19 protein-coding genes are annotated in these 22,457 nt (G+C 73.8%); 7 read left to right on the top strand and 12 right to left on the bottom strand.

Annotated features, from left to right (window positions below; genetic code table 11):
* Positions 1-5 precede the first annotated feature (5 nt).
* The 4 genes from ACZ6D7_RS20640 to ACZ6D7_RS20625 form a co-directional block, all read right to left on the bottom strand.
* Positions 6-1,094 (bottom strand): NADH-quinone oxidoreductase subunit B family protein, encoded by a 1,089-nt coding sequence (locus ACZ6D7_RS20640; protein ID WP_469492321.1) that lies wholly within the window; start codon positions 1,092-1,094, stop codon positions 6-8.
* A gap of 64 nt (positions 1,095-1,158) precedes the next feature.
* Positions 1,159-2,976, bottom strand: coding sequence for a hydrogenase maturation protein (locus ACZ6D7_RS20635; RefSeq protein WP_469492318.1), 1,818 nt, complete (start codon positions 2,974-2,976; stop codon positions 1,159-1,161).
* A 160-nt stretch (positions 2,977-3,136) separates the two neighbouring features.
* Positions 3,137-3,397, bottom strand: a complete 261-nt coding sequence (locus tag ACZ6D7_RS20630; RefSeq protein ID WP_469492312.1) for a hypothetical protein — start codon at positions 3,395-3,397, stop codon at positions 3,137-3,139.
* Positions 3,384-3,665 (bottom strand): DUF6400 family protein, encoded by a 282-nt coding sequence (locus tag ACZ6D7_RS20625; RefSeq protein ID WP_469492308.1) that lies wholly within the window; start codon positions 3,663-3,665, stop codon positions 3,384-3,386. The genes ACZ6D7_RS20630 and ACZ6D7_RS20625 overlap by 14 nt, the downstream gene beginning before the upstream one ends.
* Positions 3,666-3,950: 285 nt before the next feature.
* Here ACZ6D7_RS20625 and ACZ6D7_RS20620 point away from each other — a divergent pair, with 285 nt between their 5' ends.
* Positions 3,951-5,864: a protein-arginine deiminase domain-containing protein gene (locus ACZ6D7_RS20620; RefSeq protein WP_469493033.1), complete on the top strand. Its 1,914-nt coding sequence runs from the start codon at positions 3,951-3,953 to the stop codon at positions 5,862-5,864.
* A gap of 62 nt (positions 5,865-5,926) precedes the next feature.
* Here the strand turns inward: ACZ6D7_RS20620 and ACZ6D7_RS20615 are convergent, their stop codons facing one another.
* On the bottom strand, positions 5,927-7,033 hold the full coding sequence (locus ACZ6D7_RS20615) for an NAD(P)/FAD-dependent oxidoreductase (protein WP_469492306.1): 1,107 nt from the start codon (positions 7,031-7,033) through the stop codon (positions 5,927-5,929).
* Between the two features lie 112 nt (positions 7,034-7,145).
* Between ACZ6D7_RS20615 and ACZ6D7_RS20610 the strand changes: the two genes are divergently transcribed.
* Positions 7,146-8,480, top strand: coding sequence for a hypothetical protein (locus ACZ6D7_RS20610; protein WP_469492304.1), 1,335 nt, complete (start codon positions 7,146-7,148; stop codon positions 8,478-8,480).
* A 40-nt stretch (positions 8,481-8,520) separates the two neighbouring features.
* Here ACZ6D7_RS20610 and ACZ6D7_RS20605 read toward each other — a convergent pair whose 3' ends face one another.
* The 4 genes from ACZ6D7_RS20605 to lnt form a co-directional block, all read right to left on the bottom strand.
* On the bottom strand, positions 8,521-9,816 hold the full coding sequence (locus tag ACZ6D7_RS20605) for an NAD(P)/FAD-dependent oxidoreductase (RefSeq protein WP_469492301.1): 1,296 nt from the start codon (positions 9,814-9,816) through the stop codon (positions 8,521-8,523).
* Between the two features lie 74 nt (positions 9,817-9,890).
* A complete protein-coding gene (locus tag ACZ6D7_RS20600; protein WP_469492298.1) occupies positions 9,891-12,266 on the bottom strand; it encodes a SpoIIE family protein phosphatase in 2,376 nt (791 codons plus the stop codon).
* A 118-nt stretch (positions 12,267-12,384) separates the two neighbouring features.
* Positions 12,385-12,882, bottom strand: a complete 498-nt coding sequence (locus tag ACZ6D7_RS20595; RefSeq protein ID WP_469492294.1) for an NUDIX hydrolase — start codon at positions 12,880-12,882, stop codon at positions 12,385-12,387.
* A gap of 149 nt (positions 12,883-13,031) precedes the next feature.
* A complete protein-coding gene (gene lnt, locus ACZ6D7_RS20590) occupies positions 13,032-14,645 on the bottom strand; it encodes an apolipoprotein N-acyltransferase (protein WP_469492292.1) in 1,614 nt (537 codons plus the stop codon).
* Between the two features lie 227 nt (positions 14,646-14,872).
* On the opposite strand from lnt, the gene ACZ6D7_RS20585 reads away from it, so the two are divergent.
* Positions 14,873-15,958 (top strand): O-antigen ligase family protein, encoded by a 1,086-nt coding sequence (locus tag ACZ6D7_RS20585; RefSeq protein ID WP_469492291.1) that lies wholly within the window; start codon positions 14,873-14,875, stop codon positions 15,956-15,958.
* 21 nt (positions 15,959-15,979) lie between these two features.
* Here ACZ6D7_RS20585 and ACZ6D7_RS20580 read toward each other — a convergent pair whose 3' ends face one another.
* Positions 15,980-16,531, bottom strand: a complete 552-nt coding sequence (locus ACZ6D7_RS20580) for a hypothetical protein (protein WP_469492289.1) — start codon at positions 16,529-16,531, stop codon at positions 15,980-15,982.
* Between the two features lie 148 nt (positions 16,532-16,679).
* Positions 16,680-17,465 carry a glutamate racemase gene (locus tag ACZ6D7_RS20575; protein ID WP_469492287.1) on the bottom strand — a complete coding sequence of 262 codons (786 nt, stop codon included), beginning with the start codon at positions 17,463-17,465 and terminating at the stop codon, positions 16,680-16,682.
* Positions 17,466-17,504: 39 nt separating this feature from the next.
* Between ACZ6D7_RS20575 and ACZ6D7_RS20570 the strand changes: the two genes are divergently transcribed.
* Entirely contained in the window at positions 17,505-18,698 is a 1,194-nt protein-coding gene (locus ACZ6D7_RS20570; protein ID WP_469493027.1) for a glycosyltransferase, read from the top strand.
* A 6-nt stretch (positions 18,699-18,704) separates the two neighbouring features.
* Here the strand turns inward: ACZ6D7_RS20570 and ACZ6D7_RS20565 are convergent, their stop codons facing one another.
* Positions 18,705-20,000 (bottom strand): TerD family protein, encoded by a 1,296-nt coding sequence (locus ACZ6D7_RS20565; RefSeq protein ID WP_469492285.1) that lies wholly within the window; start codon positions 19,998-20,000, stop codon positions 18,705-18,707.
* A 291-nt stretch (positions 20,001-20,291) separates the two neighbouring features.
* Here ACZ6D7_RS20565 and ACZ6D7_RS20560 point away from each other — a divergent pair, with 291 nt between their 5' ends.
* The 3 genes from ACZ6D7_RS20560 to ACZ6D7_RS20550 all read left to right on the top strand — a co-directional run bounded on the left by ACZ6D7_RS20560 (position 20,292) and on the right by ACZ6D7_RS20550 (position 22,446).
* A complete protein-coding gene (locus ACZ6D7_RS20560; protein WP_469492283.1) occupies positions 20,292-20,732 on the top strand; it encodes a DUF6643 family protein in 441 nt (146 codons plus the stop codon).
* A 39-nt stretch (positions 20,733-20,771) separates the two neighbouring features.
* A complete protein-coding gene (locus ACZ6D7_RS20555) occupies positions 20,772-21,596 on the top strand; it encodes an MOSC domain-containing protein (RefSeq protein WP_469492281.1) in 825 nt (274 codons plus the stop codon).
* 244 nt (positions 21,597-21,840) lie between these two features.
* Positions 21,841-22,446 (top strand): Rv1733c family protein, encoded by a 606-nt coding sequence (locus tag ACZ6D7_RS20550; RefSeq protein ID WP_469492279.1) that lies wholly within the window; start codon positions 21,841-21,843, stop codon positions 22,444-22,446.
* Positions 22,447-22,457: the final 11 nt, after the last annotated feature.

Below are 22,457 nucleotides of genomic sequence, written 5' to 3'. Positions count from 1 at the left end.
GGCGGTCACCAGGGGGGCCGGTAGCCGGTGGTGATCTTCTCGCCGGTACGGCGCCACTTGGGCTCCTTGTCCACGGTCTTCGCCGTGATGTTCCGCAGCCTGCGGACGACGGCGCCGTACGCGCCGCTGGCCGTGCTGGAGAGCCGGGCGCCGGGGGGTTCGTCCATGAACGGCATGAACTTGTCCGGGAAGCCGGGCATGGTGCAGGCGATGCAGATGCCGCCGACGTTCGGGCAGCCGCCGATGCCGTTCATCCAGCCGCGCTTGGGCACGTTGCACTTGACGACCGGGCCCCAGCAGCCGACCTTCACCAGGCACTTCGGCGAGTCGTACGTCGCCGCGAACTCGCCCTGCTCGTAGTAGCCGGCGCGGTCGCAGCCCTCGTGGACGGTCGCCCCGAACAGCCAGGTCGGGCGCAGTTTGTCGTCCAGCGGGATCATCGGGGCGGCGCCGGTGGCCTGGTAGAGCAGGTAGGTGAGCGTCTCGGAGAAGTTGTCCGGCTGGATCGGACAGCCCGGGACGCACACGATCGGGATGCCCGCCTGGGACTTCCAGTCCCAGCCGAGGTAGTCCGGCACACCCATCGCCCCGGTCGGGTTCCCCGCCATCGCGTGGATACCGCCGTACGTGGCACAGGTGCCGATGGCGACGACGGCGAGGGCCTTGGGCGCGAGCCGGTCGATCCACTCGCTGGTGGTGATCGGCTGGCCGGTCTCCGGGTTGTCGCCGAAACCGCACCAGTAGCCCTCCGGCTTGATCGCCTCGTTGGGGATGGACCCCTCGACGACCAGCACGAACGGGTCGATCTCGCCCCGCTCGCCCTTGAAGAACCACTCGATGAACGTGTCCGCGCCGCCGACCGGACCGCACTCGAAGTCGATCAGCGGCCAGTGCACGGCGATCTTCGGCAGGCCGGGCAACGCACCGAGGACGATCTCCTCGATGCTCGGCTGCATGGCCGCCGTCAGCGCGACCGAGTCGCCGTCGCAGCTCAGCCCCGCGTTGATCCAGAGAATATGGATCGTGGGTGTCTCGTCGGCGGGCGCGCCTGTGGCGTCCGCAGCGCCCACCGTCTTCGCCGTCGCCTCAGTCATGGGGACCGCCTCCTGGGGAGGTATGGGATGAAGGCCTGCATTTCGACCCTCGACGTTCTTGGTATCAGTCGTTCCGGCGTGACGAGACGCCATGGGGGGCCGTTCCGGTGAATCCGACGGCAGAGGACTCCGACCTGGTTTGCGCCGCGGCGTCGGGGGCAGGGCGGGTCCGCTCCGTGGCGAGCCCGGCCTCGGCGGCGTTCCCGGCGCGCGCGAGATGCGGTGGAGTCTCCCGGGGACGCCTCTTGGTGACGAAGGCGTGACGGAGGGTGTGGTACGGGGCGTCCGGGTCGTCGAAGGTGTGGCGCATGCGGGTCAGTTCCCGGGTGCGGAAGGCGGCCCGTGGGGTCTCGGTCTCGCGGCGCTCCAGGTCCGTCTTCTTCGCGGTGATCCGGGCCGCCGTCGCCGGCAGCGCCGCCAGGCGGGCCGCCAGGGCGGCGGCCTCCTTCGCGAACGCGCCGGGAGCGCGGTCCAGGACCCGGTCGACGAGTCCGAGGCGCAGGGCGCTCGCCGCGCTCACCGGCAGCGCCTCCGCCATGAGCCGCTCGGCCACCGCGGGGCCCACCCGGCGGGGCAGGGTGTGGGTCCAGTACTCGGAGCCGTACAGCCCCATCAGCCGGTAGTGGGGGTTCAGCACGGCTCCCGAGCGGCACCACACCTCGTCGGCGGCCAGGGCGAGCATCACCCCGCCCGCGGCGGCGTTGCCCGCGACCGCGGCGACCACCAGCCGGTCCGTCGTGGTCAGCACCGCCTCGACCAGGTCGTCGATGGCATTGATGTTCGCCCAGGACTCGGCGGCGGGGTCGGCGGCCGCCTCGATGACGTTGAGGTGGATGCCGTTGGAGAAGAAGTCCCGCTCGCCGCCCAGCACCAGTACCGACGTGGGACGCGCACAGGCCTCCCGGTAGGCGGCCAGCAGACGCCGGCACTGGTCCGTGCTCATGGCGCCCCCTGGGAAGGACCAGGCGAGGAAGCCCACCGCCCCGTCCTCCCGGTAGCGGATGTCCGTCCAGGTGGGGCCGCCCGCGTCGGGCAGCACGGGCGGGGCGTGCTCGGGCAGCGGCGGCAGCCGGTCGCCGAGGGCGAGCACGGCGGGCAGCTTGAAGGTGGGCGGGCCCCCCGGCAGCCGGCGGGCCCGCAGCTCGGGGATCCACACCGCGCCGTCCCCGGTGGCCCGGCAGACCGCCCCGGCCCGGGTGGCCAGCAGCTCGCCCGGGCGGCCGCGCAGCACGCCCTCGGGGTGGCCGCCGTGCAGGTACCACTCCCCGCCGAGCAGCTCGTCGAGCACCCCGGGCTGCGAGTCCGCCGCCCGCAGCTTGCGCAGGACGGCCGGCGTGGGGTCCGCTGCCCAGTCGATCCGCCGGACGCCCTGGTCGAGGTACGGCCGTACGCGCACCCCCGTGTCCTGTCGCCGCGGCACATAGGTCCCGCCGGCGAAGCGTTCCACGGCGAGCAGGACGGCCGCGAGCGCGGCGTCGGCGATCTCGCCCCGGTACAGGTCGCTCTTGGCCACCGGGGGAACCCGGCACGGCAGGGTGGCCCACACGTCACCGGCGTCCATCTCGGCGTCGGCCTGAAGGACGGTGACGCCCCATTCCTCGGCACCCTCGTGGATCGCCCAGTCCAGGGAGGACGGCCCCCGGTCGCCCTCGGGCCCGGGGTGGACGATCAGACAGGGGTACGCCGACCACACCTCCTCGGGGATCGCCGTCCTCAGCATCGGCGCGACGACCAGCCGCGGGGCGTGCCGTCGTACGGCCCGCGCCAACGAGCCGTCCGGCAGGGCGAGTTCCACCGTCACCGCGTGGCCGCGGTCGCGCAGCTCGGCGTGCACACGCTGGGTGAGGCTGTTGAACGCGCTGGCGACGAGCAGGATGCGCAACGGTGCCTCCGGGCGGACGAAGGGCGCGCCGGGACTCCCCGGCCGCTGTGATCCTCGGCCGTGCCGCCCCGCCGTCCCCGGAGACAGACGGTGGGGTCATCCGAAAGCGGGCGTCGCTCCGCCGTCCGGCCTCACCGCCGGCGTCGGCGGCGGTCCGTGCTCACCGCGGCGACCGCAGCCCGCTGATCACCCGCTCCCAGCGGGAACGCGTGGCACCGAAATGGGTCTCGTGGGTCCAGATGTGGGTGCAGGACGGGCACTGGAGGTGGAGCAGGCTGCCGGTGTTGGAGAGCAGGTAGCGCCAGTGCGCGGAGCAGCTGCGCCCCTCGGCGCACGGGTCGCAGCCCTGCCGGTCGTCACACTTCGGGCAGGCCACCCAGGCGCGGCGGCCGACGTCGGCCTGCGGGTCAAGGGGCAGCATGGCTGTCCCCTCGCCCAGGGAGCACACCGGCCGCGACCAGCTCGTCGTACACGCGCTGCTGGTCCGCGTCGAGGCCGGAGTAGAGCAGCGCGTACGCCTCTTCCTCGCCGCGGAGGGCCTCGCCGGGGTCCCAGTCGGGGCCGAGGGCGTCCAGGACGTGGGCCCGCCGGAGCATTTCGTGCGCGCTCAGGTCCACGTCGAAGGCGACCGGGGCGGGTGCGCCGGGCCGGTCCGGTTCGCCGGGAAAGGTGGGGCCATGGGAGGACATGCGGTCGAACGTAGGTAAGCCTTCCTCGCCCGGGCAAGAGCAGGTGGGGGAAGTCACAGCGGCCCGGACGGCCGCCCTACCGCACCGGCGCCACCCCCGCCATCGGCCCGGGTTCCCAACCGGCTTACGTCTTACGGGAGATGCCGTCAGACCCAGGGATGATCTCCGGCCCCCACAGGGAACGCACAGCGCACGTACCTCCTCTTGCACGGCGAAACACCCCCCACCTGAAAGGGACACGCCGTGCGCACACGTACGCGGATACGTACGAGCCCCGCGGGACAGATGATCCTCGCCCTCACCGCGGCGGGTTCCGTGCTCGCCGCCCCGCTCTCCCCCGCCCACGCGGCGGAGTCGGCCGCGGTCGCCGACCTCCGCGCCGACGTCGACCGTGACGGACGCGTCGATGTCACCGGCGACAGCGACTCCGCCGGCGAGGACACCTGGTCCGTCGCCCGTGGAGCGGTCCACCTGCCCAACATCGACGACGACGCGAAGCGCTGCCGGGTCACCGGCACCGGCGGCCGGCAGCCGACCGACGCCCAGCTGGCCGCCTGCAACGACGCCTCCGACAAGAACGTCAACGGGACGGCGGACGCCGCCGACCTCGCCCGGGTCCGCTCCGTGCCGATGCCCGACGTGGCGTCCGGTGCGCAGGGCGGCGTGCGGGTGACCTCGGGGGCCGCCTACACCCGGGTCTTCCTCAAGCGCTCCGGCGCCTGGGTCCTCGTCACCTCCGGCACCCGGCTGACCGCGGCCGAGCTGCGCTCCGGCGCGGAGTTCGGGGTCGAGGCCACCGACATCGTCCGGGACAGCTCCCGGTGGGACGGCCGTGCGGTGATCCGGCTGACCGTGACCTCGGACGGCACGAGCACGTCCGACTCGGTCACCCTGCGCGTCGCGCCCCTCCTCACCCAGCACCAGGTGCAGAACACCCAGCAGGTCATGGTCACCAAGCTGCCGGGCAACCTCCCCGAGGACCGGCCGTACCGGCAGTTCGTCAAGAACCTGGAGCGCCACACGCGCGCCGCCGGAATCACCAAGCCGCTGGTGACCTTCGACAAGTACGGCGACATCTGGGCGCAGGACTTCGTCGAGCCGGCCTATGTCGGCATGGCCGGTCCGAACGGGCGGCAGCAGGTGATGCGCGTGATGCTGCGCTCGGCCCAGCCCGACCGGGAGGCGGGCCGGGAGCTGTTCGAGAAGATGCGCGGCCGGGACGTCGGCGTGGTGCAGGTCTCCGGTGTCCACGACGGGGAGGAGTGGACGCTCAACTCCATGGGGAACCTGGAGACCATCCCGCCGTACGCGCACGGCGGGCGTTCCTTCCCGGCCGGCCGGATCATCATGGGGTACCGCAAGGACACGGGTTCCCGGCCGGCGCGGGCGATGCGGGCGATGCTGAAGGCGCAGGGCCTTCAGGACCCGCTGCTGCTGGACACCTCCTGGCTGGGCGTCGGGCACGTCGACGAGTTCGTGCAGTTCCTGCCCGCCGACACCCCGCGCGGCTGGCGGATCGGCGTCGCCGACCCCGAGGCCGGGCTCCAGCTGCTGCGGGACGCGCAGCGCGACGGCCACGGCCGTACCAAGATGTTCTCGGTGCCGCGGAAGCACGGCGCGCCGGTGCCCAAGGAGACCATCGACCAGGCCCTCGCCTCCCGGCACCTGGTGGCCGACAACACCATGGCGGCCCGCCGGATCGCGGCCAACCTCGACATCCTCAAGCGCGAGACCGGCGTCACCGACGACGAGATCGTGCGCGTGCCCGCCCTCTACACCCGGGAGTCGTCGATGGCGACGGCCGACGGCCGGGATCTCCCGGTGCCGCGGCTGACGCGGATGGGCGCCGGCGGTCCGCTCGCGGACACGCTCGGGAAGTACGGACAGCAGAAGTGGCTCGCCGGGGACGGCGCCACCGCCGCCGCCCCGGCCACTCCGACCAGCGCCTATGTCCCCGGCGCGGTCAACGGCATCCTGCTGGGCCGCGACCGCTACCTCGCGCCGCGCCAGTGGGGTCCGGTCATCGGCGGCAAGGACGTCTTCACACAGGCGGTCACCGCGGTGTACACGCGGGCCGGGCTGAAGGTGTCGTACATCGACGACTGGTACACGTACCACCTCGGCATGGGTGAGGTGCACTGCGGTACCAACACGCTGCGGGACGTCTCCGGCGCGTGGTGGAAGGAGCCGACCCGGTAGGGAGTGTCCTGGTGCGGACGTCCCCGCGCGGGGCGTCCGCACCGGTGTCCGCGGGCGGTGGTTCAGGCTGCGGAGTAGCCGAGCTGGCGTCTCATGTACGGGGTCATGAGGGTCTTCGCCTTGGCCAGGACGGAGGTGCGGCCGCCGAGGACGGCGGTGTCGCCGCCCGGCACGGGCAGCACGGTCAGTCCGTCGGCCGGGCCGAAGGGCACGATGATCGGGGTGCGCTCGATCGGCCGGTAGAGGCGTGGCTCCCTGCGGTGCCTGCCCGGACTCCGCAGATGGGCGCGGATGTTGTGGGCGGCGAGGTCGGCCTGGGCGAGCGCGGCGGGGGTGATCTTGAGTTCGGTGGCGTCGTTGACGTCGCCGACCGCGTACACGTCCGGCCGGCCGTCGACCCTGAGCGTGCGGTCGACCTTGACCTGTCCGGCCGCGTTCAGCCAGCCGCCGTGGCCGGCCAGCCGCAACCAGAGCGTGTTGGGGGTGGTGCCCGTCGCCCAGAAGGAGAGGTCCGCGTGGACGAGGCCGCCGTGTGCGTCGCGATAGGTGCCGAAGTCGTTGCCGGGGGACATGAAGGCGTCGAGGCGGACCTCCACGTCATGGGACTCCAGCCAGGTCCGCGCCCGGCGCCCGGCCCGCTCGCTGCCCGTGGAGTCGAGCAGCGCCGGCCCGGCGTGGGCGAGGGTGACCCGGGCGTCCGGCCGGGCCAGGCGTATCTCGGCGCTGAGTTCGACGCCGGAGGGCCCGCCGCCGACGACGAGGACGTGCTCGGCGGCGGCGACCTTGCGCTGGTGGGAGGCGAGCGACTTCATCGCCTCCTCGGTGGTGGTACCGGTGAAGCGGGCCGGTTCGGGGTAGTCGGCGCCGGTGGCGATGACCACGACGTCGTACGGCAGCCGCTCCCCCGACGCCAGCACCACCTCGCGCCGCTCGGTGTCGATCCGGACCGCCTTGCCCACGACGACACGGCCGCTGCGCAGCAGCCGGTCGTACGGGATGAAGGGGGTCGCCGACCACTCGGGACGCACACCGGCGCGCAGGGAGGCGATGCGGTGGAAGAAGACGTCCTTGCGGTCCACCAGCGTGACCCGTGCCGTCGCGTCCAGCCGCCTGGCCAGCCGGACGCCCCCGTAACCGCCGCCGATCACCACTACGTCGCCGTCGTGCACGAGCGTCTCCTGTGCCTGGTGGGGGGAAGGCGAGCGGCACGGCGCGTGGGCGTCCTCGGCCACTCGGATGGCGACGAGCGTAGCGGTTGAAACTTAAAGCGCGCAGGGGGTCATGTGCGGGTTCTGTGAAGTGCCGCCGACGGCGGCCGGGCGCCGGAGGTCCGGACGGGGAGACACGGACCTCGTCTTCGCGCCCGCCTGCAACTGGCACCTGCCGCCCGGGACCCGGGCCCGGTTCGCGGACGACCCGGAGCCGCCCACCCGCACGGCGGTCGTTCTGCGCGGCAAGGATCTGCCCCGGCAGACCTGGGAGCGGCTGATCACCGATCCGGCCACGGACGTACGGGAGTTCGTCGCACAGAGCGCCCACCTCCCGTCGGAACTGCGGGCGCGGCTCGTCCGTGATTCCGGCGGCGTCGGTCCGTGCCGAGCCGGCCCGGCGGTGGACGGACGCGCCCGAGGAGATCCGGCGCGCCCTGCTGACGGACCCGCAGGCCACGGTGCGGGCGGCCGCCTGCTCGACGTACTTCGGCCGGCTGCCACACCCGGTGCCGCTCGCCGATCTGCACGCCGCGCTGCTCGCCGACCCGGTGACGCGGGCGGGCATGGTGGCCCATCTGCGGCTGGACGACGACACCGCCCGCGCGCTCGCCGCGGATCCGGAGCCGGACGTACGCGGGGCCCTGGCGGCCCACCCCGAACTGGCCCCGGAACTGCGGGACCTGCTCGCCCGGGACCCCGAACCGCGGGTACGGGTCGAGGTGTTCGCCCGTCGGGACACCCCCGAGGAGACCCGGGCGGCGATCCACGCACAGGTGTGCGCCGGGTCGGAGCCGGCCCGCGCCGACCTCGCCGCCTCGCGCGCGGACGACATGGCGCTCGCCTACTGCTTCGCCTACCTGGACCTCTCGCAGCGGATCGTCCCCTGGGTCACCGACGCCCCGCTCGGCCAGCTCGACTCGCCCTGCACGGCCTTCCGCCGGTCGGCGGCGCTCGACGCCCTGCCGCCGGAGGCGGTCGCCCGGCTGCTGGACGACGAGGACGCGGAGGTCCGCGCGATCACGGCCCTGCGGACGCCCGGTCCGGACCCGGTGACGGCCGAACGCGTCGAGCGCCGCCATGTCGAGAACCGCAAGCGCCCGGGCCGCCCGTCCGACCATGTCGTGTACCCCCGCGAGACCCTCCGCCGTTCGGCGAGGTCGCGGACCCCCGGATCCGCGACCGCGCCGCACGGGATCCGGAACTCCCCGCCGCGCCGGCCGCCCGGCCGGCGGCCGACGAGAGCCCCCGGGTGCGCCGGGCGGTGGCCGGCCACCCGAACCTCCCGGGTCCCGCCCTGCGCACGCTCCTCGCCCATCCCGACGAGCGGGTGGCCCACACCGCCGCGACCTCCCCGGCGCTCCCGCCAGCGACGATGGAACAGCTCCTGGGCCTCGCGGGCCTGTGAACCGCCGGTCGGCCGACAGCTCCACCGTGCCGCCGCCCGGCTAGGCCGCCGTATCGGCGGTGACCGGTGCCGCGTCGCGCTCGGCCCCGCCATGCTGGGCATCGTCGCGCCTCGTCTCGTCGCGCCTGGCTTCGAGCAGTTCCCGGCGCTTGGCGCCTCCCGATACCCGGTGCAGGCGGTAGGAACCGGGCTTGCGTGCCTCGCCGGCCAGGTGCTTGACGATGCCCTGGCACACGAACTCCTTGAGCCTGGCGCCGGCGCGGCCGTCGATGTGGAACCACACCGCGACGTCGTACCTGTGAGCGAACTGGAAGATGCCGGCGCCTCGGCCCAGGCTGATGCACTGCCCGGCGAACGTCTGGTTGAGGGTCGAGGGCCGCTCACCCTCGATCCGGCTGAGCACCGTGTCGGCGGCCCGCGCGCCCAGCGGCATCGCGGCCTGGCAGCTCATCCGCAGCGGCAGGTCCGACGGTGCCGCCGAGTCACCGGCCGCGACGACGCGCATGTCGTCCACGCTGGTCAGCGTCTCGTCCGTCCGGAGGCGGCCCAGGGCGTCGGTGCTCAGCCCGCTGCGTGCGGCCAGGTCCGGCACGCCGAATCCGGCGGTCCAGATGGTCACCCGGCTCGGCAGCAGCCGGCCGTCGCTGAGCCGCACGGCGTCGCGCGTGACGGCCGTGACCGTCGTGCCGGGGCCTTCGACCACGGTCACCCCCAGCGCGGCCAGCCGCGCGGCGACCGAGCGTCGTCCCCGGGGATGCAGGTACGGGCCGAGCACCCCGCCGCAGACCAGGGTCACGGTACGGCCCGCCTCCGCCAGCTCGGCGGCGGTCTCGATGCCGGCCGGACCCGCGCCGACCACCGTCACCGCGGCCGACGCGGGCGCGGCGTCGAGGATCGGCCGCAGCCGCTGAGCCTCCTCGAAGGTGGCGATCGGGTAGGCGAACTCGGCCGCTCCGGGCACGCTCGGGTCGGGGCTGCCGCTGCCCACCGCGTAGATCAGGTAGTCGTAGGCGACCGTGTCGCCCGAGGCCAGGGTGACCCGGCGGCCGGGCGCGTCGATCCGTGTCACGGTGTCGACCACCAGCCGCACCCGCTCGCCCAGGACGTCCCGGTAGTCGGTGACCGCGTCGTCGGTCCCGCCCACCAGCTGGTGCAGGCGGATCCGCTCGACGAAGGTCGGGCGCGGGTTGATCAGCGTCACGGTCACGTCGCCCCGCCGCGTCAGGCGGTTGGCCGCCATGACGCCGGCGTATCCGCCACCGATCACGATCACCTCGGTGTTCTCGGTGTTCTCGGTGTGCCCGGTGTGCCCGGTCATGTCGGTGTGCTCGGTCATGATGTCTCCTCGGTTTCAGGGGGTCGGTCATGAGACATCGCGCGACCGGTCGTTGTGACATGGCGTGATGCAGATCACTTCACCGTGGGAAGCGCCTGTTCGGCCCAGATGGTCTTGCCGGTGCGGGTGTGGCGGCTGCCCCAGCGCTGGGTGAGCTGGGCCACGAGCAGGAGGCCCCGGCCGCCCTCGTCGAAGGTGCGGGCGCGCCGCATGTGGGGGGCGGTGCTGCTGCTGTCCGAGACCTCGCAGATGAGCGTGGCGTCACGGATCAGCCGCAGCTGGATGGGGGATCCGCCGTAGCGGATGGCGTTGGTGACCAGTTCGCTCACGACGAGTTCGGTGACGAAGGAGACGTCCTCCAGCCGCCAGGCGGCCAGCTGCTCCCGGGCCAGGGTGCGGGCGCGCGAGACGCACGTGGGATCGGCGGGGACGTCCCAGGTGACGACCTGTCCGGCGTCCAGCGCGTGGGTGCGGGCCAGCAGCAGGGCGACGTCGTCGACGGGGCGCTCCGGCAGCAGGCTGTTCAGGACCTTCTCGCAGGTCTCCTCCAGCGGACGGCCGGCGCCGAGAAGGGCCTGGCGGAGCAGGTCGAGTCCGTCGTCGAGGTCGCGGTCGGGGGCCTGCACCAGGCCGTCGGTGTAGAGAGCGAGCACACTGCCCTCGGGCAGGTCGAACTCCGTGGTCTCGAAGGGCAGTCCGCCGACGCCCAGCGGCGGCCCGGTGGGCACGTCGAGGAACTCGGGCGCCCCGTCCGGGGTGACGAGCGCCGGCGGCGGATGGCCGGCCCGGGCGGCTCCGAAGCGGCGCGAGACGGGGTCGTACACCGCGTACAGGCAGGTGGCGCCGATCTCGCCGGGGCTCTCCGCGCCCTGCGCGTCGTCGGACTCCGTGTCCAGACGCAGCACGATGTCGTCGAGCCGGGTGAGCAGCTCGTCCGGGGCGAGGTCCACGTCGGCGAGCGTCCGGACGGCCGTGCGCAGCCGGCCCATGGTGGCGGACGCCCGCACCCCGTGGCCGACGACGTCGCCGACCACCAGCGCCACCCGGGCTCCGGACAGCGGGATGACGTCGAACCAGTCGCCGCCGATCCCGGCGCGGGAACTCGCCGGCCGGTAGCGGGAGGCGACCTCGACGGCCGCCTGCCGGGGGGTGTGGTCGCGCAGGAGGCTGCGCTGGAGTCCGAGCGCGATGGCGCGTTCGCGGGTGTAGCGGCGGGCGTTGTCGACGCACAGCGCGGCGCGGGCCGCCAGTTCTTCGGCCAGCAGCAGGTCGTCGGCGTCGAAGGGTTCCGGGGTGCGGTGGCGGGCGAGGATGGACAGGCCGAGGGTGACACCCCGGGCGCGCAGCGGGACCGCCATCATGGAGTGCATGCCGTGGGACTCGATGCGCCGGGCGCGGACCGCCGAGCCCGCGGCCCACCGCTGCCGGACGATGTCCTCGCCCGCGTGCAGCAGTGCCCGCCCGGTGGACAGCGCGCGGCCCGGCGGCGAGTCCTCGTCGTAGGTGTGCCGGGTGCCGACCGGGATCACGGCTTCGGGGCAGCCGTCCAGCACGGACCGCTGGGCGGCGCGGCGGAAGACCGGCAGCCCGGATCCGGCGGGGACAGGCGGCTCCTCGTCGGTCAGGACCGACTCCAGCAGGTCCACGATGACGAAGTCGGCGAAGTAGTCCGTGCACACCTCGGCCAGTTCCTCGGCGGTGCGGGCCACGTCCAGGGTGGAGCCGATCCGGAAACCGGACTCGTTGATCATGCTCAGCCGGCGACGGGCGAGGAACTGCTCGGTGCTGTCCATCGCGGCCAGGCACATGCCCCGTACCGCGCCGGTGTCGTCGCGCAGCGGGCTGAGGGAGATCAGCCAGGCGTGCTCCCGGGGCTCGCCGGGCGCGTGCAGCCAGGCCTCGTACGGCACGGTGTCGCCCGTGCGCAGGACGCGGTCCACCGCGTCGCCGAGCCCCTCGAAGCCCTTGAGGCGGCGCGAGCCGTCGGCGGACTCCCCCACGCGGCGACCGACGAGGTCCCGCTCCAGCCGGCCCATGACGCCTTCCATGGCGGCGTTCGTGGAGACCGCGAGCCCGTCCTGGTCGAAGAGCGCCACCGGGACGGGGAACTGCTCCAGGGCCCAGCGCCGCAGCTGCGCGGCGAGTTCCGGCACCGTCGCGGTGAGGAACCACTCGACCTGCCCGGCCGCGTCCCGCAGAGGATGCGCGTCCAGTTGCAGCTCGACCCGGTGACCGTCGCGGTGGCGCACGCGCACCCGGCCGCGCCAGTGGCCCGGCTCGGCCAGGCGGGGGCGGGCGGACGCGGGGAGGGGGTCGGCCAGCAGGTTGGCGGCCGGGCGACCGAGCACTTCACCGGCCTCGTGTCCGAGCAGACGGTGCGCGTCGGCACTCCAGGCGAGGATCCAGCCCCGGGCGTCCACCGCTGCCGAGGCGACACCGTGCTCGCCCATCGTGCCTTCTCTCCGTACGGCCGGGGTCGCCGTCAGGGGGCGGACCGGTCGTCTGCGCGGCACTGCTTCCAGATTTCATTGTGCGCCACCACCCGGACACCCGGCCGCCGCGCGGAGGTCACCCCTCGACGTCGTCCGGCGCCGCGAGCGTGCTCTCGAACCAGGTGGGTTCGTCGGACAGGGCCTGCTTGATACGGAACAGCTGCCGTTCCCGCATCGGCGGCAGGGCGTCCACGGCGAACCAGCCGACCTCGACGGACTCGTCGTCGTTGACCCGCGCCTCGCCGCCGACGGCCCGGCAGCGCAGCGTGACGTCCATGAACTGGCACTGGTCGCCGTTGGGGTACTCGATGCGCCTCCCGGAGCGGATCATGGCGATGCGCTCGGGGACGCAGCGCACGCCCGTCTCCTCGTAGACCTCGCGCACGGCGCAGTCCGCGGGCTGCTCGCCCGGGTCGGGGATGCCCGAGATCACGCACCACTCGTGGTTGTCCGCGCGCTTGCCCAGCAGCACCCGTCCCGCGTCGTCGACGACGACGGCGCTCACGCCGGGGAGCCAGAGCAGCTGATGGCCTGCGGAGGCCCGGATCTCGGTGATGAACTCAGGAGTAGGCATGGTCCGACCCTAACCGGGCCGCTCCTCCTCCCCCGAAGGCGCGCAAGGGGGCGTACGACGTCGCGCGGTGGCGTACGACGGACCGGAACCGGAGCCCCGGCTGCCCCCTTCCCCGCTGTCCTTCCCCGCTGTCCCTTGGCCGCTGCCCCTCAGCCGGTCTCGCCCCGCCGGGCGCGGACCCCGGCGCCGATCGCCCAGCCCAGGCCGCCCGCGGCGACGAGCACCAGGGCGATCTCCGGGAGGATGCCGAGCCGGGTCGCGGGGGTCTCCGAGGAGCGCAGGGGCACCTTCTGCACCAGGGAGTCCGCGACGAACATGCCCGTCTTCTGGGTGATCCGCCCGTCCGGCATGATGATCGCGCTGACGCCGCTGGTCACGGGCACGGTGACGGTACGGCTGTGCTCGACGGCGCGGACCCGGGACATGGCGAGCTGCTGGTAGGTCATCTCGCTGCGGTCGAAGGTGGCATTGTTGCTGGGCACGGAGATCAGCTGGGCGCCGTCGGTGACCTCGGAGCGCACGGCCCAGTCGAAGGCGGCCTCGTAGCAGGTGACCAGGCCGACCTTGGCGCCGTCCATGGTGAACACGCCGGGCTTCGTACCGCGGCTGAAGTCCTGGCGGACCATCGACGTCCACTCGCTGTTGATCGCCCCGATCAGCGAGCGCAGCGGCAGGTACTCGCCGAACGGCTGGATCTGCCGCTTGTCGTACGTCTGGGTGGGGCCCTTCGCCGGGTCCCACAGGATCTGCTCGTTGTAGAGCTTGCCGTCCCGCTCGACGACCCCGCCGACCGAGATGGGGACGCCGATCGCCTTGGCCGCCTTGTCGATGACGTCGGCCGCGTCGGCGTAGGCGAAGGGGTCGATGTCGGAGGAGTTCTCCGGCCACAGCACGAAGTCGGGCTGCTCCACCTTCCCCGCCTTGACCTCGGCGGCCAGCCGCTCGGTCTCGCGCGCGTGGTAGTCGAGGACGGCCCGGCGCTGGGAGTTGAAGTCCAGGCCGAGGCGGGGGACGTTGCCCTGGATGACGGCGACCGTCGCGGTGCCGTCCTCCGCCTTGTCGCTGACCAGCGTGCGCGAGGCGAGGGCGGCCGTGAACGGGACGGCCAGGCTCAGCAGCGCCAGGTTGGCGGCCAGCCACCGCACCTCGCCGGTGCGCCGCCGCTCCCGGCCGAGGCGGATCAGTTCACCGAGGCCGAAGCCGCTGAGGACGACCGCGAAGCCCAGGACCGGGGTACCGCCCAGCGCGGCGAGCGGCAGGAAGACGCCGTCCGCCTGGCCGAACGCGATCTTGCCCCAGGGGAAGCCGCTGAACGGGGCACGCGCGCGTGCCGCCTCGCCCGCGATCCAGACCGCGGCCGCCCACACCGGCCAGCCCGGCAGCTTCGACACCGCGGCGACGCCCACGCCGACCAGGGCGACGAAGACCGCCTCGATCGCCACCAGGGCGAGCCAGGGTCCGGGGCCGACCTCCACGCCCGTCCACACCAGCAGCGGCAGCAGGAAACCGAGCCCGAAGAGATAGCCGAGGCCGAGGGCCGCCTTCCAGCCGCGGCCGCGCAGCACCCAGCCGAAGCCCGCGAAGGCCGGTAGGGCCAGCCACCACAGGGTGCGGGGCGGGAAACTGACGTAGAGCAGCACTCCGGAGAGCGCCGCTGCGGCGGACGGGAGGAGGCGGCGCAGGAGCCGGGCGCCGCGCGACACCGGCGCGGCCTCGGGCTCCAGCCGGTCCGGCCGGCCCACGGAAGTTGCGGTGACGGTCACTCCGGGAGTGTACGGCCGGTCACCTTTTGGCCGACAGCACGGTCCGTACGGTGGCCGGTCCCCACGGGACGCCCGCTTCCCGGGCAACCCGGCGCAACTCATCCACAAACCGCCCATCAGCCGTTACGGTGTGCCTGAACCTCTCTCGCACACGTGTCCGGGGTTCGCAGTTCAGGTCGGGGGACGACCGGTTCGGGGGGACGGTGGGTTCCACGGGTTCCACAGGGATGGCGTCGGCGGTCGACGCGGACGCCGACGGGGAGAGACGAAACGTTTCCGACGCGGCGGGCGTCCTGGTGCTCGGCGCCTGTGCCGGCTGGTCGCTGGTCACCGCGACCGCGCACGGCGGACGCCCCGAGGGCATGCTGCTCGCGGTGCTGGCCGTGGCCGCCGGGTACGCCACGGGACGGATCCTCGGGGTCTTGGTGCCCGTGGCCGCGCCGGCCGCCGCCGCGCTGACCGGGGTGGCCCTGACCGTGGCCGTGCCCCGGCTCGCCCCGGGGCCCGAGGTCGCCGCGCCGCTCGGGCAGGCGGGCGCTACGGCGGCGGTGCTGACGCTGTCGGCGGGTGCCGCGTGCTGCGCCGCCTGGGCCACACCCGTCCCCGCGCTGCGGGTCGCGCTGAGGCTGCTGGCCGTGGCGGTCGTGGTCACCGCGGCCGTCCGGGGCGCGACCGCGGCGGTCGTCCTGTGCTCCGCCGTCCTGCTGTGCTCGCTGGCCGCCGGACACACCCGGCGCCGGGGGCCGGTCCTCGCGGGGCTGGCCCTGGCGGCGGGTTCGGCGGTGGGCCTGACCTGGGCGGCCGCCGGGAACGCGTTGCCCGCCGCGCTCACCGGGGCCATGGAGGACGAGCTGACGCAGCGCCGGATCGGCCTGTGGCGCGACGCGCTGGACCTGGCGTACCGGGACGCCGGTGTCGGCGTGGGCCCCGGCCGCTTCGGGGAGCTGAGCGCGACGGCGGCGCAGTCCACGCTGTCCGACGGCAAGCCGCACTCGGCACCGCTCCAGCTGGCGGCGGAGCAGGGGGTCGTCGGGGTGCTGCTGCTCGCGGCGGCCTTCTGCTGGGTGCTGTTCGCGCTGTGGCGGGCGCCGCGTCCCACCCCCGTCGTCCTCACCGCCGGGGCCACGCTCACGGCGCTCGCGGCGCTCGCCTCGGTCGGCAACGCGCTGAGCTTCACCACGGTGTCGGTCGGCGCGGGCCTCCTGGCGGGCCTGGCGACGGCCCGCCCGCTCACCGTCGAGACGACGACACCACCCGAGCTGTCACCGGTCCGCGCACACGGCACACCCCACGGCGACCGGCCGGCGACCTAGATCCGGCGGACAGGCCTCGGATCAGCGCGCGGCCCCGGGTGTCCCGGTCCGCAGTCGGGCCTTGATCGCGCTGACGGCCGCCTCGGCGTCGTCCACGGTGATCGTGAACGTATGGCCGTCCCAGAGGCGCAGGACCACGCCCTCGCCACGGCGTACGACGACGGCGGTGCCCTGCTCCGGGCGCCAGCGGTAGCCCCAGCCGCCCCAGTGGCGCGGGTTGACGTGCGGCTCGAACTCGGCCCCGGCGACATGGGACAGGGGGATGCGGCGGCGCGGCAGGCCGATGTGGCCGCAGCGCACCTCGACGCACTCCTTGTCGAGCCTCAGGTCGACGTGGACGAAGGCGAGGGTGCCGAAGAGGACCAGGAGTCCGGCGGCGATACAGCCGACGACGGACATCACGAGCGGAGCGGTGCCGGACGTCCAGGCGGAGTCGACGGCCAGCTCGATACCGAGTGCCATACAGGCGGCGCCGACCAGCGCGAGCGCCCACTGGAACCGGTTGGTGGCGCGTCCGGTCCAGACATCGGGGTGCGGGGTGTCCGGGTCGTCGCCGTGGGGGTCGTCCCTCATGCTTATGAGACTACTCAGGTTTCGCTGCGCGGGTACCGCGTTGCGCAGGGTTACTGCGCCGGGTGGGGGGCGGACGGAGCGAACCCGTCAGCCGGGCGGCGCACGGGCCCTCGGCGGGAGCCCGAGGTGTCGGTGAGGTGACCCTCGGTCACTGGACGGGGCTGACCGCCTGGAGCAGCCGGCCCTCCGCGTACGCCAGCGCGGGCGCCGGGAGACCGGACTCGCGGCCGTTGAGCAGAACCGTCACTCCACCGACGGCGGGCGCCTCGGGCTCGGGGTGGGAACCGATGCGGCGCAGCGCCTGCGCGGCCACAGCACCGGCCGAGCCGTGCAGGACCAGCGGCGGCCGGCCGGGGTGGCGGAGGGCGGCGCGGATGCGGTCGGCGACGAGTTCGTAATGGGTGCAGCCCAGGACGACGGTCGTCACCTCGTCCGGGGTGAGGGCGGCGGCCGCGGCGACGGCGGTCGCGATCGCCTGCTCGTCCGCGTGCTCCACGGCCTCGGCCAGTCCCCAGCAGGGCACCTCGGTGACGTCGACGCCGCCGGCGAAGTCGTCGATGAGGCCGCGCTGGTAGGGGCTGCCGGTGGTGGCGGGGGTGGCCCAGATGGCGAAGGGGCCGCCGCCGGCCGCGGCCGGCTTGATCGCGGGGACGGTGCCGATCACCGGAACGTCCGGCTCGAGGCGGGCGCGCAGCGCGGGCAGCGCGTGCACGGTCGCCGTGTTGCAGCCGACGATGAGGGCGTCGGGGCCGTGCGCGGCGGCGGCCTCGGCGACGGCCAGCGCGCGCCCGGTGAGGTCCTCGGGGGTGCGCGGACCCCAGGGCATGCCCTCGGGGTCCAGGGAGAGCACGAGATCGGCGTCGGGTCGCAGCCGCCGTACCGCGACGGTGGCCGCCAGCAGCCCGATTCCTGAGTCCATGAGCGCGATCTTCACCCGGCCACCATAGACGATGTGCCCTTGCCGCCCTGCCGGGTGGGGCAGACTGCGCGGGTGAGCGCCCTCGCGTGGATCGCCGCCGTGTCCCTCGCCGCCTGGCTGTGGCTGTTGCTCTGTCAGGGCTTCTTCTGGCGAACCGACGTCAGACTGCCGCCCCGCCGGGAGCCCGAGGAGTGGCCGTCGGTCTGTGTCGTCGTCCCCGCGCGCGACGAGGCCGAGGTGCTGCCCGCGAGCCTGCCGTCGCTGCTCGCGCAGGACTATCCGGGGCGGGCGGAGGTCTTCCTCGTCGACGACGGCAGCTCGGACGGCACCGGGGAGCTGGCCCGCGCTCTCGCGCGGCGCAGCGGCGGGCTGCCGCTGACCGTGGACTCGCCGGGCGAGCCGCCCGCGGGCTGGACCGGGAAACTGTGGGCGGTGCGCCACGGCATCGCGCTGGCACGCGCGCGTGAGCCCGAGTTCCTGCTGCTGACCGACGCCGACATCGCGCACGCGCCGGACAGTCTGCGCACGCTCGTGGCGGCGGCGCGCACCGGGGGCTTCGACGTCGTCTCCCAGATGGCGCGGCTGCGGGTCGAGAGCCGGTGGGAGCGGCTGGTCGTACCGGCCTTCGTCTACTTCTTCGCGCAGCTGTACCCGTTCCGCCGGATCGGGCGGCGCGGGGCGCGTACGGCGGCCGCGGCGGGCGGCTGCGTCCTGCTGCGCGCCGAGGCCGCGCGGCGGGCGCGGATCCCGGACGCGATCCGGTACGCCGTCATCGACGACGTGGCGCTCGCCCGCGCGGTGAAGGGGACCGGCGGGCACATCTGGCTGGGGCTGGCCGACCGGGTGGACAGTGTGCGCCCCTATCCCCGGCTGCACGACCTGTGGCGGATGGTCTCGCGCAGCGCCTACGCGCAGCTGCGGCACAACCCGCTGCTGCTGGCCGGCACGGTGCTCGGCCTCGGCCTGGTGTACCTGGTCCCGCCGCTCGCCCTCCTGGCCGGACTCGCCTCGGGCGCTACGGCACCGGCGCTGCTCGGCGGTCTGGCGTGGCTGGTGATGACCGGGACGTACGCACCGATGCTCCGTTACTACCGGCAGCCGCTGTGGCTCGCCCCGCTGCTGCCGTTCACCGCGTTCCTCTATCTCCTGATGACGGTCGACTCCGCGGTGCAGCACTACCGGGGGCGGGGTGCGGCCTGGAAGGGCCGCACCTACGCACGTCCGGACGCCCTCACCGACGAGAGCTGACCCGGGCTACTTGCGGCCGGGCGTCCAGTTCATCCCCCAGCCGTAGGCGTAGTCCACGGTCCGCTGGGGACTGACCCCGCGTTCGGGCACCAGGTAGCGGGCCTCGCGCTGGACGATCAGATCGCCGCCGGTGTGGGTGATCAGCGCCAGCGCGCACACCGTGGAGGGCACCGTGCACTCGTCGAGGGAGAAGTCGATCGGGGCGCCGAACTGGGGCTGGAGCGTGACCGTGGCGTGCAGGTCGGCGAAGGAGCGGGCGCCTTCGTAGACGGTGACGAAGACGAGGATGCGCCGGAAGTCGTTCTTGTGGTCGAGGTTGATGGTGAGGTTCTCGCCGCTCGACAGGGCTCCGGTGCGGTCGTCGCCGTCGAGGTGGATGTAGGGCGGCTGGTGCAGGGCGCCGAAGGCGTTGCCGAGGGACTGGACGACGCCCTTGCGGCCGTCGGCCAGCTCGAACAGGGCGCACAGGTCGAGGTCGAGGTCGTTGTGCTGCGCGACCGCGCGGCCGAGCTTGCTGCCCCATCCCGAGAACTGCTTGCGCACCTCCCAGTTGAGGTTCACGCGCATCGCGCCCGAGGTGCCGCCCTGTTTGGTGAGGGACACCGAGGGGGCCGACTTGGTCAGCGTCACCTTGGTCAGGCGGACCGGCGCGGCGGGCGGCGCCGGGGGCGGCGGGGCGTGGTGGACGGGCGGGGGCACGGTCGCGGGCAGGGTGGGCGGCCGGGACGGAGGCGGAGGGGTGGGAGCGGCGGTCTGCGGCGGTGCCGTGTGCTGCGGTTCGTCCACCGTGATGCCGAAGTCCGTGGCGAGGCCCGCCAGACCGCTGCCGTACCCCTGGCCGACCGCCCGGAACTTCCAGGCGCCCTGGCGGCGGTAGAACTCCCCCAGCACGAAAGCGGTCTCCACGGTGGCTCCGGTGCTGTCGAACCGGGCAACGACGCCGTCCTGGGCCGCGTCCCGCACCTCGATGTAGAGATCCGGCACCTGCGCGAAGGTGCCGCCGTCGGCGGAGGCGGCCACCACGACCGTCTCGATCGCGGGTTCCACGCGCGCGAGGTCGACGAGCAGGGTGTCGGTCACCCGGCCCGTCCCGGCGTCCCGGCTGCCCTCGTGGCGGACCGCGCCGGAGGAGTGCGCCGGCTGGTTGTAGAAGACGAAGTCGGCGTCCGAACGCACTTTTCCGGCAACCAGCAGCAGCGCCGAGGCGTCCACGTCGGGCACCCCCTGGCCGGCGCGCCGACCCAGCTCCACGCGCAGCGCCGTCGTCGGCACCGGAACGTTGGCCCCTTTCGGCATTGACATGTCCGCCCCCTCGCGTGTCGGTGCACCAGGCCACGGGTCCCGGTACCTGTCGGGTTGTCTACCCGTTCAACCTATTCCGCGGGAGAGCGGACGCCCATCCGGAGCACAGGATCACGCCCACCGACCGTGGGTAACCCGCCCGGAACTCGGCTTTTACACGATCAGAGCGGCGATCGCCGCCCCTTTTTCCCAAGTTCGCTCGCATTGGGGATCCGAGGTCACTGCGGACACGGAAAACAACCCTCTTATCGGTCTCCCCAACCAGCACATCGTGGGCTTACCTTATGTGCCATGACCTCCCCCCGCTCCACCTATGGCGGCTACTACTCCGCCTTCCCGGACACTCCGATCTACGACTCGCTCGTGGCCGAGCGGGGCACCCCGCAGATCGCCCCGATCCGGGTCCCCGCCGCGTACGACACGGGCATGGGCATGGGAATGGGCAACAACCTGCCCGCGCTCCCGTCGGCGCTGCCCGCCCTCCCCGCGGCCCCGTCCCAGCCGACCTACGGCTACCCGCAGGCGCAGCAGCCCTCGCCGCTCCAGCAGGCCCCCGCGGCGTACATCCCGCAGCAGGCCGCCGCGCCGCGCGGCTACCCGGGTCCGCAGCAGGCTCAGCAGCCGCGCCCGGCGGCTCCCATGGGCTACGAGGCGATGCGCCCCGCGGCTCCCCGGCCCGCCCAGCCCCAGTACCAGGACCCGTACAACAACCAGCAGTACCGGGGCTACTGAGCCGCCCGGGTCGCTCCTGCCGCCTGGCAGGATGACGCCATGGGGAACGCGGAACTGCTGAGTATTCACATCCATCCGGTCAAGGCGTTCCGGGGCCAGTCGCCCCGGGAGGCCGTCGTGGAGCCCTGGGGGCTGGCCGGAGACCGACGCTGGGCGCTGGTCGACGACGGGGGAAAGGTCGTCACGCAACGCCAGCAGCCGCGCCTCGCGCAGGCCGCCGCCGAGCTTCTGCCCGGCGGCGGCCTGCGGCTGTCCGCGCCCGGCCTGGAGCCGCTGACCGTGCCCGTGCCCGAAGCGGTGGCCACGGTCTCGATGGAGATGTTCCGGGACAAGGTGGAGGGGGTCCCGGCCGGCGACGCGGCGCACGCCTGGTGCAGTTCCTACCTGGGCGCCGAGGTGCGGCTGCTGCACATGGACGATCCCGCGACGCGCCGTCCGGTCGACCCGGAGTACGCGCTGCCCGGGGAGACCGTCTCCTTCGCCGACGGCTATCCGCTGCTCGTCACCACCGCCGCGTCGCTGGACGCGCTCAACTCCCTGATCGCGGACGGCGACCACGCCGGTGAGGGTCCGCTGCCGATGAACCGGTTCCGGCCGAACGTGGTCGTGGCGGGCACCGACCCCTGGGCCGAGGACGGCTGGTCGCGCGTCGAGATCGGCGAGGTCGCCTTCCGGGTCGCCAAGATGTGCGGGCGGTGTGTCGTGACCACCACCGACCAGGCCACCGCGGGGCGCGGCAAGGAGCCCCTGCACTCCCTGGGCCGGCACCGCCGGATCGGCGGCAAGCTGGTCTTCGGCCAGAACCTGGTGCCCCTGTCCCGGGGCACGATCCGGGTCGGCGACCCGGTCCGCGTCACCGCCTAGGACAGGTCCTAGGCGTATCGCCCCGGCCGGTTCCGGCGCCGGCGGCCGCGCCACCGTGTGGATCCGGCCGGTGTCCGGCGTGCGGGCCGGCGCGGGAACCGCCGCCGGGTCTCGGAGCGTTGGGCTTTCGTGAGAAGTTCATGAGACGTCCCGGGTACAGGTGATTTCGCTCTCTCTTTGACCGGGCGCGCGCGTGAACGGCTCCACGGGGGGTTATCACGGAGCGGGAAGGGGGTGCGGGACGGTGCGAGCGATCGGCGGCCTCTGGCGCTGGCGGCACAACCCGCTGCGCCGTACGACGGATCTGGTGGAGGCATGGGTGGCGCTGTCCGCGCTGCTCCTGATCCTCCTCGTCGCCCCCGTGGTGGGCTCCGTCGTCGGCGCGCTCGCGCAGGACGCCCTCCAGCAGTCGGTCCGCGAGCAGCACCGCTCGCGTCATCTGGTCACGGCCACCGTGGTGAAGAAGGTGGACGGTTCACCGCTGGAGGCGGACCCGGAGGCGGCCTCCGGCCGGGACGCCCGCAGCCGGGTCGTCGCCGACTGGTCCGCCCCGGACGGCACCGCACGGCACGGCAATGTCCTGGCGAACCTCAAAACCCCGCACCGGGGCGACCACTTCGAGATATGGACGGACGCCCACGGCAGCCTGGTGGCCCGCCCGCTGGACTCCGCCACGGCGACGACACACGCGGTGCTCGCCGGTTTCGGCGCGGTTCTCCTCACCGCCGGCGCGGTCGAGAGCGGCCGCCGGCTGATCGTCTGGCGCATGGTCCGCCGCCGGTACGCCCGTTGGGACCAGGCCTGGGACCGGGCCGGCCCGGACTGGGGCCGTACCGGTACAGGCAGCTGACCGCCTCGCGT

The sequence above is a fragment of the Streptomyces sp. NPDC041784 genome, from assembly GCF_055591025.1.
The sequence above is the reverse complement of the archived record's forward strand: the minus strand, read 5'-3'. Positions and strand labels throughout refer to the sequence as shown.